Source organism: Bacillus cereus group sp. MYBK101-2 (genome assembly GCF_051918845.1).
GTDB classification, from domain to species: Bacteria; Bacillota; Bacilli; order Bacillales; family Bacillaceae_G; genus Bacillus_A; species Bacillus_A paranthracis.
Genome location: NZ_JBQAIE010000009.1, coordinates 15,946 through 29,979, shown reverse-complemented (window position 1 = coordinate 29,979; position 14,034 = coordinate 15,946). Strand labels below are relative to the sequence as shown.

Sequence of the window (14,034 nt, the reverse complement as noted above, 5' to 3'; positions counted from 1 at the left end):
GAGGAAAAGGGATGTGATATCAATCACAATAATATATAAAAATTTGTGACAGTTCACATTGTTGACATAATATTTTTACTGTATCCTGATATTTATACTTGCACTTGATTTATTCGCATCATATATCGGCACACTTTTGAAAATTTTTCCTTACTGATGGTACAATTAAAGTTATGGAGGGAGAATATGATATATATGATGTTTTATTACGGAACACTATTTCTTATACTCGGTATTGCAGTATTTCTGTTTATTATGGCTGGATCACGAAAAATTAGGAATAAAAATCTTTCATTCGTATTGATCGGATTAGGGATAAATATACTTGCAAGTCCAGTAGCATTTTTTATAGGGGTGATGGCGACAGATTCTCCGTATAGTACGAGACTAGATTTCTGGAAAGGATTTCTCTTTATTCAAGGAATACCTCTTTTCTTACTACTTATAGCTTTCATTTGGTGGCTTATTCGCCCGCCAAAAGTAACAGTTCAAACGAGTATTGAAAAAGAACTTGAACAAAATAGTAAAAGTACTAAGAAAAAAACGACAAGAGGACGTCTCATTACTGCCTTACGTATTGTAATTCCAATTATTTTAGTAGTAGGCTGTTTGTCTTACATTTTGTATTTACAGGACATTACACTTGAAAAGAGTCATTCTCCAAATAATAAAAATACGATTAAAGTAGTGAAACTAGATTCAGACTCTTCTCTTGGTCCCGCTCCCGTCAGAATTAAATACGGTTTATGGGAACATTTTGACACAAGTATTGCAAATGACGGGGAACGTCTCGACTCCTCAGATGTTTCCGTATATTGGAAAAACGATTATGAAGCAACGATAACACTACGAGGAAAAGAATCCGTACCTGAAGTTGTGGAATTTAACATATCAAATAAATCCAATGGTCCTGTTTTTAAAAAGGTACAAAAAGTGGTCAGTTCCTTTACCTTTCAAAAAAGTGAATCTCCAAATTTAATAAATATTATCGAGCTTAGAGAAACAATAAAATCAAAAGGACCAAGTACCACTTCAACTGTAAGAATCTATTATGGGAAAAGAGGTAGCATTTTAGAAAAATATAAAGAGGTCACCCTTAAGGAAATGTATACGACAGACAACTTCAAGATCAATTGGATAAACGATGAACAAGTACAGGTAGAAGTAATAGAGGAAAATGTAGTAACAACTAGCCTCGTGATTGATGTGTCAAAGTAAGTTTTTTTCACATGTTATAACTGTTTGCTACCTAGCACTTGAGAGATACATAGTATTTACAAACAATAAGATTTATTGACATGATGAGCCCCTTCTTTATTTACAATACATTTACATTATCTTAACATCGTTTTACATTATTTATATGATATATTTATATAGAATCTACTTAATAAATTTCATGTACATTGTTATCTTTATAATCTCTGATTTAATTAATAAGAGATTATGTTATATTTTCATATCAGGGGTGAATGAGGATGACTGAAACTTTAAAAACACTTATAATGCTTGATGCTACTTACGTTGTTATAGCAATTATGACAGTACTGGTATTTGTATACTTGGAATTAAAATCTCAATAACGTATGCAGGCTTCGCATTTAAATATAGTTAGAAGAAAGCGAGGAGAAAATTGTTTCTCCTCGCTTTTTTTATTTCAACAAATCCAATGTATGTAAAAGTAATCCTCTATCCCCTACTTCTCCATGACCAGGCACTACTAAATTTATATTTCCATATCGCTTCAGCACATTTTCAATCGATGTGGACCATTCATTTACATAAGCATCAGCAACGTTTCCTAAATCTTTCGAGGACGCAGATTTAACTAAACAGCCTCCAGCTAAAATTTGATATTGTGGCAACCAAACAACAATATTATCTTCTGTATGTCCCTTCTCTGGATAAAATGTTTCTACTTTCATATTTCCAAACTTCAACTTTGTAACGGTTTGTAAATCTCCAAGTGGTTCTTCATATCCATTTTTCTTTGCTAGTTCTGCAGTCAATGTCGTACTATGCGCTTTAATGCCTCTTTCTTTCAACGTTTTTATTCCGCCAATTCGATCAGCGTGCGCATGTGTAATAATGACATCTGTTACGCTCTTCTTAAATTTCTTTTCTACCATCTCTATTAATTCCTTCGTTAACTTATCATCCCAAGAAGAATCGACAAGTACTAACCCTTTAGAAGTGGTAAGAACTAGACCGTTCGAAGGAACTGCTTCTCCGTTAAAATAACCTAATTCCGTATGAATCCATACATTTTTGTTTAACTGAGAAATCGAAATAGTTCCTGTCTCATTTTTTATTACTTTTTGCTCTACCGTTCGTTCTGCTTGTACAGAAGAAATTGTACTAACAAATTGCGTTGTTCCTAGTAAACTAACACATACCCCTAATTTTAATAATGTATTTTTCATTTTCTCCACCCTTTCTTTCAAACGAAATATTTATTACCTATATTAGACAATTCAGCTCAAATGTTTGTTCCATCTTTACTTGCATATTTTTTATGTATTTAACAAAAAAAATGTACAACATGTTGTACACTTTAAAACTTAATCTTTCATTCCATAATTCTCAAACTCTTCCTCATTCCCATAAAATACATTTAAATCAATATACTTTTCTTTTCCATTATAACCATTTAATCTCCCGCGGTTCGTGTATTGCCAAAACGTCCATTTCCTCTCATCAGATAAACTCGGTTTTGTAAAGACACTGCGAATCCATATATCACATTGAAGATACGCATTCTTTATATACAAATCATATGCCTCTTGAGTTGCATACAATATTACTTTCTTACCGTAATGTTTTTCTAGCATTTCAATCATGACCGACAACTCTTTCGTAACATCTTCACGCTTAGGCGGATTATCTTTTTTGTTAGCGTAAAACTCAACATCAATTACGGGTGGCAGTGCTTGTTTATATTTTGGAACATTTCGTATAAATTGCTCTGCTTGTGTTTCACCCTTACTATCAAAACTAAAAAAATGATACGCTCCGACGCGCATACTTGTTTTATTCGCATTCGTCCAATTTTTAGAAAAGTACTTATCCACAAACGCGCTTCCTTCAGTAGCCTTTATAAACGCAAACTTCATATTTTGCTTTTCCAACTCTCTCCAATCTATATCCCCTTGATATGACGCAACATCTACACCTTTTATTTCATACTTATCCGCACTTATTTGATTCGGAATGAATATACCCTGAAAAACTAAGTAAGCGACAACACTCATTACACTAACTAAGATAAAGATTCCTCTTATAAAAAGCTTCTTTTTCACTAGTATCCCCCATCTTTACACATTAATACTCCACTTACCATTCACGTTTTTTATTTATCCTCATTTTTTCTTCAAATGCTTTCTCCAAATCAATTTCTAACTTATTTGCTAAATCACATACATTCCAAATGACATCAAACATTTCTAAACCAATCTCTCTTTTCGAATCTTGTATTTTATCACGCTTTAATATAACTTCCGCTAATTCACCTAATTCCGCCATTATATACATTGCACGTTCTTCAATTGTAGTATCTTGAAATCCTTTTTCTTTACTGAAATTTAATACATATCTCTGGAATTCCACAATATTCATACTTAATCTCCCTTCATGATACATACTCCGTTTTTCTATTACACTTAAAATGTATTTTGTTAAATTATAACATTCATACTATAATTTATTTATAACCCTTTAATGGAGGTGTTTTCAATGACTCTCTTCGCTTCCCCATCATTATTCATACTAGCAATTATTTCATTTGCACTAGCTTATTTCATCGGAGTAAAACAATACACTTGGCTCTTATCAGGATTCAATGAACGCCGCGTGCCAGATAAAGTGAAGTTATCAAAAATAGTTGGCCTTTATAATTTAACTGCCGGTGTTATCGCCACAATTGGTAGTGTCTTTTCTACTCCTAATGTCAAAATCTTAGTTCCTATCATTATAATTGGACACGTTATAATCGCTGCTTATGTAAACACACGTATGGTGCATTGAAAAAAGATCACCCAAATGGATGATCTTTTCTTATAATTTATCAACATATTGCTTTGCTTCTAGTAAAGAAAAGCCAAAAGCCTCTCTTACTCTCTTAACTGCTGTAACCGTTTTTCCTTCTTCCATAAGCTGGCGCAGCTCTTTATTAATCTCAGGTTCTCTATCTACAATTCCCATTTCTTTCGTAATTAGCTGTAATCTATCTTCCATCCTCTTTAAACGTGCATCCGTCTTCTTTTCAATTTTATTTAACTTTTCAACGATATAAATAAACCCAAAGATCGCTATCGGTATGATCATCCAAAATTCCATGACTATTCCTCCTCACTAGCTTTCATTTGTTTTATTTCACTAACTTATGTAAATTTTACCACGAAACACATTTAATGTATAATAGTAATATGCAACACTTTTGATAAACCTTTTATTTCAGGGGGACACTTAATGAAAAGATTTTTAAATACGCTACTACAATTTGTAGTTCTTTCAATTGCACTACATGTATTATTTGATATCGTTGGCTGGCTTGTTTTCAATGCGCCAATTCAAAACAAAGTAAGCATTATTTCCTTTATTACAGCCTCATGGCTTATGTACATGTACCGCGATAAATTTTTTAAAGCATTCACTTCGAATTAACTAAAAAACTTCATCTTTGATCGATGAAGTTTTTTCTTTTTCTCTCATTCTCTCTATTTACTACCGTATAATAGAACTAACATTCTGTCTTTTTTGAAGAAAGGAGTCACTATGAAATTAAAAAGTAACAATATATACGAAAAAATGCACCAATATTCCGTTGCAGGTTTAAGTCTTGCTATTATACGCGACGGCAAACTAGATGAAACAGCTGCTTTCGGAACGCTTGAATCCGGAACTAATAGAACTGTCACTATAAATTCCATATTCAATTCTTGTTCTATTAGTAAATTTATCACCACAATTCTCGTACTAACATTATCCGATCTCAAAATCGTACATTTAGACGAAGACGTTAATGATAGACTCACATCTTGGAACATCCCTACTAATCTATTTACTTCACAGAAAAAAGTCACATTGCGAAACTTGTTAAGTCACCAATCTGGAATCATTGATCCTCCTAATAGCTTTGAACATTATCTACTTGCACAAGGGCAACCAAACATGTCTGAACTCCTTGCCGGTAAAACATTATATTGCTCCGTACCTATTGAAGTAACTTATAAACCAGAAAGCGAATTTCACTACTCGGATGCAAACTTTTGTATAATCGAAATACTACTTGAAGATATAACTGGAAAGCCATTCAACCTATTACTAGAAGAATATATATTTCAACCACTGCAAATGAAGAATAGTACAATCTTCTCTCCTGAAGACATAGATAAAATCGATGCTTTTGCTTGCGGACATAATAAAGATGGCACCGTTACAAATGAGAAGTATCCATTTTATCCATTCGCAGCTGCTTCAGGCATTTGGACAACACCAACTGACTTATCAACTTTATTAATTGAAATTATTCATTCCTTACAAGGAAAGGGTAAACTAAAACTTTCTCAAAAAACAGTTCAAGATATGACTTCTCCTCAAGGTTGCTCAAAATGGACTGGACTAGGTGTTTTTCTAGATGATTCAAATGAAGACTTACAAATATATTCACTTGGATGGGGCGTTGGATTTCAATGTATGATGGTTTGTTATCCATACCGGGATAATGGTGCTGTTATAATGACGAACACTGATTTAGGTGTTCATCAAATGGAAGGGATTATTGGTGAAGTTTTAAAAACGTTGTCCTTATAATGAAAAGAAAGAAGCTGTTCCTTTCAGCTTCTTTCTTATATAACATTTTTCGCAACAATTTTTATATGTTCTGGTGCGATAATCTCCGTTATACTTTCTTGGAAATCTTCCTGCAACATTTCTTCAATATGTTCCAGCTGCACTTCAACATGTGTGCATTCTAAATTATGTATATTTAATAGTGCATAATGATCTTTTTTCTTGATTACTAAATATTGATTTTCCTCTGTTACTAGTACAGAACCTAATCGTACTCCTAGTAGGCGTTGATCATCAAACTTCACAACCATTCCCCCTTACTTTATATGTAATAAAATAACATTTTATGTAATCTACTCTTTATAAACTATATCATAATTTATTAAAATATAAATATCATATTTCTTTTTCCTAAAAACCCCTATTCTTTTATATATTTCGATACAAAAAACTTTCTCAACATAAAATTAGAATTTTCAGTTTTTATTCTTTTGAAAATCAATTATAATAAAGTTAATAAATGTTTGACCTCTCCTAATTCATGTACATATGGATGATCAGTAGTCGCTGCTACTGATCTATTTTTTTGATTTCAGAAAGTACATACGCCGCATCCTTTCCTACACCACAAATAAGTGCAGAACCTCTTTGAGACTGCCATGGCAAGCCGATATAATACAATCCTCCTACTGGACTTATCCCCTTTACATGATTGGGAAGTCCATTCTCATTCACTGCCTTTTCAATTTCAATCCATTTATAATTCTGAATAAAACCTGTTGACCATATAATACTTTCTGCACTATATGTTTCACCGTTCTGAAACATAATGTTATTTTCTGATGCACTTACTACTTTTTCCTGTAGTTGTATTGCTCCATTACGAATGAGTTCCTTACCTTCAAATCCAAAAATAGGATCTTTTCTTTTCTGAAACCATTTCCCCCTCTTGGTACTAACTTCAGCATACAATAAACCTAATTTTTCTAACCAATTGAAAATGCTTCTTCTAAAAAGATGTAACGGTAAAAACGTTAAAGGATGACTAATAGACATTGTAACTTCATGAGTTTTTGCAAGTTCTACTGCAATTTGCATTCCTGAATTCCCACCACCTACTACTAGTACTTTCCCCTTAGGAATTTGTGATGGTGATTTATATTGTGATGAATGTATTTGAAAAACATGCGATGAAAGATGTTGTGAAAATGAGGGGATGTACGGTCGCTGAAAGCCACCTGTTGCGATAATAACTTTTTTCGTTTGTAAAATTTCTGTAGGAGTATGTAATTCGAATATATCTCTTTCTTTTTTTATTTTAAAAACTTCAGTTTGCAATTGGATTGGTAATTTAAAACGCCTTGCATATTCTTCTAAATACGTTGCCATTTCATCTTTACATGGAAATCCCTTTCCTTCTCCTTTTACTACCATACCTGGTAAACTACTATATTCTCTCGGTGTGAAGAGCTGTAAAGAATCATATCTGTTTCTCCATGAATCACCCACTCTGTTCCCTGCCTCAAGTATTAAAAAATTATATCCTTCTTGCTTCAAGTAATATCCCATTGTTAATCCAGCTTGACCCGCTCCAACTATTAATACATCTAACAATGCTTCATTCTCCTTTCTAAAACAAACATATGAATATACACTCATGCATTTTTCTTCATCATACAATTTATTTTTCTGTAAATCTACTACTATACTTCTTGTTTATAACAAAAAACACGCCAGAATTTAATTACTAGCGTGTTTCTAAACTTTATATTATTCTACAGTCTTAGGTTTACGGAAAATCCCCATTAGACCAGCGATTAATAATAAAATACCTGGTAGTAAATATACAACCGAAATACAAATAAATCCACCGATTGCTGCGATTGTCATCATGATTCCCGCTGCTTTCGCTTTACTCTTTACCATAGCAGCTCCAACAATTCCTAGGATAGAAAGAAATACCGCTCCCCATCCTAGTCCAATAATTTCATTTGCTCCTTCTGCTTCAAGTGCAGCACCCATGCCACCAATTAATAGTGGAATAAATGAACAGAGCACTCCAAAAATACCACCAATAAGACCTAATACAAATTCAGTCGTTCTTTTCATCTTTCAAACTTCCTTATATACCAATTATTATTTTACTTGAAAATCAATTTTTACAGACTTTTCATCTAATGTGAAACTTGGCTTATATGTTCCAGTATATTTGTCTGCTTCTGCAACATCATAATACATTTTCCCAGTAATTTGGTTTCCTGCTGCAATATTTTCATTCATAAAGCTATTATCCATACCGAAGTATTCTTTAAACTGATTTCCCGCTCCATCAGCAAGCTTTAATTCTTCAGCTCCAAAGTACATTTCTTTTTTTCCGTTGTTTTTCGCTGAGAATTGAATCTCTAACACTTTTCCTTTTTCAGGAGCAGTATATTCATTTGGTTCAACAAAGTTGGCAGAAGTAAATGTAAGTTGTAGTCCATTTACTTCAAATGTATCCCCAATTGCAAATACTTTATTACTTTCTTCCTTCTTTTGCTCCTGTTTTGCAGAGCTATCCTTTTTAACTTCTTTTACTTCTGTATCTCCACATGCTGTTAATCCAGCTGTTAAAAGAATACCAGTAACAATTGCAACGAACTTTTTCATGCTTATTCCTCCTAAATATATGTAAAAGTAATCCATTCTAAAAAGATATTTTTAAGTTCTTATGACCTTATTAGAAGAACCTTAAACAATATTAAGGGAACTGGCAATCCATTTCAACGACAAATTTTTTCCAATTTCATTTCGTTTTTCCAAAACAAAAAGAGCTTATAAATTAGGAGGGCACTGAAAAACTCCACTTCATAAGAAAAAGGATCCCATCACCTACTATATAAAAGTGACGGGATCCTTTTTGATTTCAACATATTGATAAAACGCGTGTTGCTTTTTCAAAGTAATCACTTTTTCAGTGGCCTCTAAATTAGGAAGCTCTTTTTCAATACATCTCATTTATTTATAAACATCTGCCGCCAATTCCCTCAAAACATCCAAGTTTACAACTTCAAAGCATCCATTGTTTTTCTTTATAATCTCTTTATCACAAAAAATATTTAATGTACGTAATAGATGCCGATAACTCGTTCCTAACAATTCAGCTGTTTCCGTTAAATTCCCACTAAACACGATTCGATTTCCGTGCTGCACCGCTCGTTCCCCTGCTGCTAATATGTAACTCGCAAGTCTGTTTTCAAGTGGATATAGTAAATTAATGGTACTATTTTTTGAAAGTCGGTTTAATTTATGTGCTAACGATCCGCAAATACATCGTAAAAATTTCGCATCATGAAATAGTTGATTTCTCACTTTTCCTAAAGGTAAACCAACACAATATGAATCTGCCATTACTTGTACGTTTGAAGCAGTCTTTTGAGAATGAATTAACTCCACATCTCCTAACAGCTGCAAACTATCATAAAAGCATAATAATACAGATTTACCGTTACTTAATGTATTAAATGCCTTCGCTTTTCCTTCAACGAAAAAATATAAATAATCTATCTCTTCATTTTCTCTGCAAATAAACTCATTCTTTTTAAAAAATATAAGTTCCATATACGGATTCATATCATTACTAAAAAAGGAGTCAATATTATTTTGTTTCATATACTCTGTTAATTTAATAGAATTACATATTTTCTTCATAGTTCCCCCGCCTTTACAACTCATCCCCATTGTAATCAAAATTTTCTTCTTTCACTATGACATATGTCATAGTAATACACAATTTCAGCATGATACAGTCATTACAAATATGAAAATTAAAGGGGATATTACATTGTATAACTTTCTTTCTGTCTTTATTGGTGTGCTCATCGCCGTTATGCTTCCATTGAATGGGATTTTATCTGAATTAATTGGCAAGTACACAGCAAGCGTTGTCATTCACCTTGTCGGTTTAATTGCAGTTATTTTCGTTTTAATCATAAACAAAAATAAAATCCGTTTTGATAAGGGTATTCCACTTTTTCTATATAGTGCTGGAGCGATTGGAGTATTCACTGTTCTTTTTAATAATATAAGTTTCTCTGTCCTTGGTGCCTCTATTACGATCGCATTAAGTTTACTCGGTCAATCTATTGCTTCCATCGTTATTGATCATTTCGGCTTATTAGGAATGAAAGTTGCAAAGTTTGAAAAGAAAAAACTAATTGGATTATGTTTCATCTCTTCTGGAATTATAATCATGACAATTTATTAATGGAGGCAAAAAAATGTTATATATTACAATCGCTATTTTAGCTGGTGTTTCTATCGTTGTTGCTAGAATTATTAACGCAAATTTAGCAGCGAAAATCGGCAATTGGGAAGGTACGTTTTTTAATTATATTACTGGATTATTTTTCTCTATATTATTTTTAATTTTCAGTTCAGATTCAATGTACATTCCTAGTCATACGTTGCAATCTATACCTATCGCTGTGTATTTAGGCGGATTAGTAGGCGTTATTGTCATTTCATTATCCAACTATATTACCCCTAAAATATCAGCATTTTATTTAACGTTACTTATCTTTATCGGACAATTATTTGCAGGAACTATCATTGATTTCTTCCTAACAAATGAACTCTCAACTGGAAAGATTATCGGAGGTGTTTTCGTATTAATTGGGCTTACTTACAATTTACTCGTTGATCGTCCAATAAAAACAGTGAAACATAACCACGTTCAACTATAATACTTTATGCTTACCTATCATATATTAATAGAAAAGCTCTTCATACGAAGTAATAGAGAGGAGAATATTCTATTAAGAAAATTATTTTACTGCTTTGTAGCACATTGATTATTTGTGGGATCATATGGTTTGTAAACTCTGGAAAATCTATTCAAGATTTGTATACAGCAAATAAGCCAAAGAAAAAAGCTACTATTATTTCCACTCAAAGAGATCCAAATGAGCCCCCTGTCTTTTTAGGAAAACAGGAAATAAAAGATATACATGTCGAATCCATTAAAACAAAAAAGGATATCTTCCTCACAAAAACAGATGAATTAAAAACATTCATTAACAGTATGGATACCGCAAAAAAAGGAAAATTAACATTAGATGAAGAAGGGTCAGATTTAATAGATTGTGACATGTGGATTACATTTGAGGATGGAACTTATAAAAAATATTTCATATGGGTAGTTGACCATCACAGTAACGAAGTGATGATTGCTCAGCAAGATACTCCTGATGATGTAAACCTTACGTACTATCAATTAAATGAAGATAGTTCTAAAAAAGTATATAACTTATTTAAAGAAATTATTTAAACGAAAAAGTCATGAGTGAATAAGCTCATGACTTTTTGCACTATATATATTCAGGGAACACTTTACATCCCTTTTCCTGTTCTATATCATGTCCAAAGAAAACAATCGGTTTCTCTTTCATCACAACTTCTTTTAAACGTTTAATTGAAGATAAGGCTAATTCCGAATCAAATCCCGCAAACGGTACTTCATCTTCAAAATTCTCTTTCGTATAAGATGCATCAATCGTTAATAATACAGGACCGGATTTTTCCGTCTCAATTAATAATGACTGATGCCCTGGAGAATGTCCTGGTGTATACAATAACCGAACACCAGGTACCACTTCATAATCACCTTCAATAATTTTGTAGTTTAAATCTGGTAGTATGCACTCTTTCAAATATTCCTCTCTATGCTGCGCTGCCTCATATTCAGCACGTTGTATAATGATTGGCGTATTCAAAAAAGCACCATTTCCTCCTGCATGATCAAAATGCAAGTGCGAACTAATAATATATAGGAGATCATCTGGCTCATACCCTGCACGTTTTAAAATAGTTACAATTCTATCTTCTTCAGTCATTTTCGGTAAAATCTGTCCTTCTGCAAATGTACCGTTAAAAAGCCCTTCATTATTAACTGCACTTTCTGGCATACCTGTGTCTACTAAAATAGGACCTTCTTCCGTCTCCAAAAGATAACACCAAACCGGCAAGTTTAATAGTTTTCCCGGTGTTAACGCACTGTTAACAGACGAATGATCCAACATACAACGACCTGCTGGGATGAAATAAAGTTTCTTTACTGTCATTATGTATCCACCTTTACATTTAGTTTTGGATAAAGTTCACAGTAAAAAATTCCTCCTGTTAGAAATAAACTCCTTCTCTTCCTTCACTGTTTCAATTATTATTTTTGAGTCATTCACAAATTCTCCTTACACTTTTAATTACTATTCATTATTTCTCTAAGAATCCAGAGTAATAAATCAACTGTTTGTATTTTGTAATACGAAAAAGATACACACTTAAACGAATGTTACAAATAAAAGAACCGACTACCTATACGTCGAGAAAAGGAGTCGGTTCTTTTATTTATTATTGCTCTTTATGTGTGGGGAGCTGAGATGATAAAAGATAATATACTATTGTTTTTCCACTGTAATATTTCCGTTATGTGTATTTAATTTAATTACATTTTCTCCTTTTCCAATAACCGTATTTCCATTATATTTATCAAGTATATTCGCTCTGCCATTGTCAACAGAAACATTAAATTGAACATTAGTTGGTTCTTTTTCAGTTTCAATATTAATTTTTCCATTGTGAGTCGTAAAATTGAGATTTCGATCCAGTTCATTCGTTTTCAGAGTAAGACTTCCATTTTTAGTTTGCCCCTCTATTTCACCTTCAACATGGTCTAGCATTATTCGTCCGTTGTTCGATTTCACATGAATATTTTGTGCCAATACATCTTTGAAATCCATAATTCCATTGTTTGTTTCCGCGATAATTTTTGGCGAATTGATTTCTCTTAATTCAACACGTCCATTGCTTGTATTGATATTAAAATTTGTTGCGTTTAGTTTTTTAGCAGAAACATAGCCATTATTATTGGAAACTTTTAATGATTCATATTGTTTTTCAGGTAGATACACATTTAATGTTAATGGCGCCCACACTTCAGAAATATTAAAGTTGAACCAACTCTGTTGTTTTTCTTTATAAGAAATAAGAAGCGTTGAATCTTTCTCATCCGTAGCTAATTCCCTTTTTACATTAGGATTAACTTCGCCATCTAATTTTACTTTCACGTTACTACCTGTTGTAGGATTGATGTTAACACGAACGTTATTCGTGTCGATAATGACGCTTGACACATTATTATTGTTAATGACCTTTTCTTCTGAAATTGGTACTGCAGCAATTGAACGATAAGTAAATAAACTTCCGATAATACCAATAAGGAAAACAATACCTGCAATGATTGAGAAACTCTTCTTATTTATCATGCTTCAAACCACCTTTTACTAGTGCTATATTGAACTTTAAATAACGAACAAATCCTTTCGTTGCTAGCTTCGTTAAAAATAACATAGCAATAACAATGAAATATCCAATTCCACAAAGTGCTAAAGAAACAAAAAGATTAAATAGCAAGAATGAATTTGGATGTATAATAGCATCAACTAAAACAAGTAATGGTGCCCCTAAAAATGAGATACCGAGAACCCATCCTGAAAAAATCAATGCCGCTAATGTGATTGCAGGTGCAAGTACGATTAACAAATTGAAAAAACCTAATCCAATTACTGCCCAAATTGCACGGAAAACATTTCCTGTTGTTGCACTTGTTGTTACTTTCTCAATATGATAATCTGCTAATAGCTCTTTGGCGATTTGAGCTGGAGAACCTAATGAAGTTGCAATTTCTTCTTCGCTCTTCCCTTCCTCTAAGCCGAAAGTAAAATGTTCTTCATAATCTTTTAAAATATCTGCACGCTCTTTATCAGATAATCTTTTTAGAGATACATTTAATTGTTGCAAAAATTTATCTTTCGTCATTACGTACACCTTCTTTAATTAATTGATTGACACCTTGTGAGAACTCATTCCATTCCTCCAAGAGTTGATACAAATACGTTCTACCTTTATCCGTTAGTGTATAATACTTTCTTGAAGGACCCTCTGAAGACTCCTGTAAGTACGTGGTAAAATATTCTTCCTTAGTTAACCTTCGAAGAAGAGGATAAACAGACCCTTCTGATATTTCAATTCGATTAGAAATATTTCGAACTAATTCATATCCATAACGGTCTTGCTTATCCAGTAAGACAAGAACACAAAGTTCCAAAACTCCTTTTTTAAATTGTACATTCAATATTCATTCACCCTATTCTAATTAATATCCACTACTATTTATTATTTAGTACTGTTTTATAATAAGTAATCACA

Annotated in this window: 20 protein-coding genes; 7 read left to right on the top strand and 13 right to left on the bottom strand. The window is 32.6% G+C overall.

What is annotated here, in order from left to right:
* The first annotated feature begins 186 nt into the window (after positions 1-186).
* Positions 187-1,218, top strand: a complete 1,032-nt coding sequence (locus ACTFSI_RS17605) for a hypothetical protein (protein ID WP_440045519.1) — start codon at positions 187-189, stop codon at positions 1,216-1,218.
* A gap of 434 nt (positions 1,219-1,652) precedes the next feature.
* Here ACTFSI_RS17605 and bla2 read toward each other — a convergent pair whose 3' ends face one another.
* From bla2 to ACTFSI_RS17590, 3 genes are all read right to left on the bottom strand, one after another.
* A complete protein-coding gene (gene bla2, locus ACTFSI_RS17600; RefSeq protein WP_000799236.1) occupies positions 1,653-2,423 on the bottom strand; it encodes a BcII family subclass B1 metallo-beta-lactamase in 771 nt (256 codons plus the stop codon).
* A 138-nt stretch (positions 2,424-2,561) separates the two neighbouring features.
* A complete protein-coding gene (locus ACTFSI_RS17595) occupies positions 2,562-3,299 on the bottom strand; it encodes a glycoside hydrolase family 25 protein (RefSeq protein WP_138321478.1) in 738 nt (245 codons plus the stop codon).
* Between the two features lie 34 nt (positions 3,300-3,333).
* A complete protein-coding gene (locus tag ACTFSI_RS17590; protein ID WP_001028119.1) occupies positions 3,334-3,615 on the bottom strand; it encodes a MazG nucleotide pyrophosphohydrolase domain-containing protein in 282 nt (93 codons plus the stop codon).
* A gap of 117 nt (positions 3,616-3,732) precedes the next feature.
* Here ACTFSI_RS17590 and ACTFSI_RS17585 point away from each other — a divergent pair, with 117 nt between their 5' ends.
* A complete protein-coding gene (locus ACTFSI_RS17585; protein ID WP_000171759.1) occupies positions 3,733-4,023 on the top strand; it encodes a DUF3784 domain-containing protein in 291 nt (96 codons plus the stop codon).
* A 30-nt stretch (positions 4,024-4,053) separates the two neighbouring features.
* Here the strand turns inward: ACTFSI_RS17585 and ACTFSI_RS17580 are convergent, their stop codons facing one another.
* Positions 4,054-4,335 (bottom strand): hypothetical protein, encoded by a 282-nt coding sequence (locus tag ACTFSI_RS17580; protein ID WP_000397700.1) that lies wholly within the window; start codon positions 4,333-4,335, stop codon positions 4,054-4,056.
* 132 nt (positions 4,336-4,467) lie between these two features.
* Between ACTFSI_RS17580 and ACTFSI_RS17575 the strand changes: the two genes are divergently transcribed.
* Positions 4,468-4,662: a hypothetical protein gene (locus ACTFSI_RS17575; RefSeq protein ID WP_000819652.1), complete on the top strand. Its 195-nt coding sequence runs from the start codon at positions 4,468-4,470 to the stop codon at positions 4,660-4,662.
* 111 nt (positions 4,663-4,773) lie between these two features.
* A complete protein-coding gene (locus ACTFSI_RS17570; protein ID WP_440045518.1) occupies positions 4,774-5,811 on the top strand; it encodes a serine hydrolase domain-containing protein in 1,038 nt (345 codons plus the stop codon).
* 35 nt (positions 5,812-5,846) lie between these two features.
* Here ACTFSI_RS17570 and ACTFSI_RS17565 read toward each other — a convergent pair whose 3' ends face one another.
* The 5 genes from ACTFSI_RS17565 to yeiL form a co-directional block, all read right to left on the bottom strand.
* Entirely contained in the window at positions 5,847-6,095 is a 249-nt protein-coding gene (locus tag ACTFSI_RS17565; protein WP_000666946.1) for a hypothetical protein, read from the bottom strand.
* 265 nt (positions 6,096-6,360) lie between these two features.
* Positions 6,361-7,449 (bottom strand): flavin-containing monooxygenase, encoded by a 1,089-nt coding sequence (locus ACTFSI_RS17560; protein ID WP_419761940.1) that lies wholly within the window; start codon positions 7,447-7,449, stop codon positions 6,361-6,363.
* A 111-nt stretch (positions 7,450-7,560) separates the two neighbouring features.
* Positions 7,561-7,899 (bottom strand): DUF4064 domain-containing protein, encoded by a 339-nt coding sequence (locus ACTFSI_RS17555; protein WP_042512333.1) that lies wholly within the window; start codon positions 7,897-7,899, stop codon positions 7,561-7,563.
* A gap of 27 nt (positions 7,900-7,926) precedes the next feature.
* Entirely contained in the window at positions 7,927-8,439 is a 513-nt protein-coding gene (locus ACTFSI_RS17550) for a DUF4352 domain-containing protein (protein ID WP_044793273.1), read from the bottom strand.
* A 348-nt stretch (positions 8,440-8,787) separates the two neighbouring features.
* A complete protein-coding gene (gene yeiL / locus ACTFSI_RS17545) occupies positions 8,788-9,480 on the bottom strand; it encodes a transcriptional regulator YeiL (protein ID WP_044793275.1) in 693 nt (230 codons plus the stop codon).
* Positions 9,481-9,589: 109 nt separating this feature from the next.
* On the opposite strand from yeiL, the gene ACTFSI_RS17540 reads away from it, so the two are divergent.
* From ACTFSI_RS17540 to ACTFSI_RS17530, 3 genes are all read left to right on the top strand, one after another.
* On the top strand, positions 9,590-10,036 hold the full coding sequence (locus ACTFSI_RS17540) for a DMT family transporter (protein ID WP_044793277.1): 447 nt from the start codon (positions 9,590-9,592) through the stop codon (positions 10,034-10,036).
* Positions 10,037-10,049: 13 nt separating this feature from the next.
* On the top strand, positions 10,050-10,514 hold the full coding sequence (locus ACTFSI_RS17535) for a DMT family transporter (protein ID WP_044793279.1): 465 nt from the start codon (positions 10,050-10,052) through the stop codon (positions 10,512-10,514).
* Positions 10,515-10,603: 89 nt separating this feature from the next.
* Positions 10,604-11,098 carry a hypothetical protein gene (locus ACTFSI_RS17530; RefSeq protein WP_052587775.1) on the top strand — a complete coding sequence of 165 codons (495 nt, stop codon included), beginning with the start codon at positions 10,604-10,606 and terminating at the stop codon, positions 11,096-11,098.
* Between the two features lie 40 nt (positions 11,099-11,138).
* Here the strand turns inward: ACTFSI_RS17530 and aiiA are convergent, their stop codons facing one another.
* The 4 genes from aiiA to ACTFSI_RS17510 all read right to left on the bottom strand — a co-directional run bounded on the left by aiiA (position 11,139) and on the right by ACTFSI_RS17510 (position 13,960).
* Positions 11,139-11,891, bottom strand: a complete 753-nt coding sequence (aiiA, locus tag ACTFSI_RS17525) for a quorum-quenching N-acyl homoserine lactonase AiiA (protein ID WP_138321466.1) — start codon at positions 11,889-11,891, stop codon at positions 11,139-11,141.
* Positions 11,892-12,224: 333 nt separating this feature from the next.
* Positions 12,225-13,091: a DUF4097 family beta strand repeat-containing protein gene (locus ACTFSI_RS17520; protein ID WP_044793283.1), complete on the bottom strand. Its 867-nt coding sequence runs from the start codon at positions 13,089-13,091 to the stop codon at positions 12,225-12,227.
* A complete protein-coding gene (locus ACTFSI_RS17515) occupies positions 13,081-13,644 on the bottom strand; it encodes an HAAS signaling domain-containing protein (RefSeq protein ID WP_139895145.1) in 564 nt (187 codons plus the stop codon). Before ACTFSI_RS17515 ends, ACTFSI_RS17520 begins: the two co-directional genes overlap by 11 nt.
* The gene (locus tag ACTFSI_RS17510) at positions 13,631-13,960 is read right to left on the bottom strand and encodes a PadR family transcriptional regulator (RefSeq protein ID WP_001969260.1); all 330 of its coding nucleotides are present in this window, start codon (positions 13,958-13,960) and stop codon (positions 13,631-13,633) included. The genes ACTFSI_RS17515 and ACTFSI_RS17510 overlap by 14 nt, the downstream gene beginning before the upstream one ends.
* Positions 13,961-14,034: the final 74 nt, after the last annotated feature.

Coding starts and splice junctions, on each gene's coding strand:
- ACTFSI_RS17605 (WP_440045519.1), top strand. CDS start 187: ATGATATATATGATGTTTTATTACGGAACACTATTTCTTATACTCGGT.
- bla2 (WP_000799236.1), bottom strand. CDS start 2,423: ATGAAAAATACATTATTAAAATTAGGGGTATGTGTTAGTTTACTAGGA.
- ACTFSI_RS17590 (WP_001028119.1), bottom strand. CDS start 3,615: ATGAATATTGTGGAATTCCAGAGATATGTATTAAATTTCAGTAAAGAA.
- ACTFSI_RS17585 (WP_000171759.1), top strand. CDS start 3,733: ATGACTCTCTTCGCTTCCCCATCATTATTCATACTAGCAATTATTTCA.
- ACTFSI_RS17580 (WP_000397700.1), bottom strand. CDS start 4,335: ATGGAATTTTGGATGATCATACCGATAGCGATCTTTGGGTTTATTTAT.
- ACTFSI_RS17575 (WP_000819652.1), top strand. CDS start 4,468: ATGAAAAGATTTTTAAATACGCTACTACAATTTGTAGTTCTTTCAATT.
- ACTFSI_RS17570 (WP_440045518.1), top strand. CDS start 4,774: ATGAAATTAAAAAGTAACAATATATACGAAAAAATGCACCAATATTCC.
- ACTFSI_RS17560 (WP_419761940.1), bottom strand. CDS start 7,449: ATGAGTGTATATTCATATGTTTGTTTTAGAAAGGAGAATGAAGCATTG.
- ACTFSI_RS17555 (WP_042512333.1), bottom strand. CDS start 7,899: ATGAAAAGAACGACTGAATTTGTATTAGGTCTTATTGGTGGTATTTTT.
- ACTFSI_RS17550 (WP_044793273.1), bottom strand. CDS start 8,439: ATGAAAAAGTTCGTTGCAATTGTTACTGGTATTCTTTTAACAGCTGGA.
- yeiL (WP_044793275.1), bottom strand. CDS start 9,480: ATGAAGAAAATATGTAATTCTATTAAATTAACAGAGTATATGAAACAA.
- ACTFSI_RS17540 (WP_044793277.1), top strand. CDS start 9,590: ATGAAAATTAAAGGGGATATTACATTGTATAACTTTCTTTCTGTCTTT.
- ACTFSI_RS17535 (WP_044793279.1), top strand. CDS start 10,050: ATGTTATATATTACAATCGCTATTTTAGCTGGTGTTTCTATCGTTGTT.
- aiiA (WP_138321466.1), bottom strand. CDS start 11,891: ATGACAGTAAAGAAACTTTATTTCATCCCAGCAGGTCGTTGTATGTTG.
- ACTFSI_RS17520 (WP_044793283.1), bottom strand. CDS start 13,091: ATGATAAATAAGAAGAGTTTCTCAATCATTGCAGGTATTGTTTTCCTT.
- ACTFSI_RS17515 (WP_139895145.1), bottom strand. CDS start 13,644: ATGACGAAAGATAAATTTTTGCAACAATTAAATGTATCTCTAAAAAGA.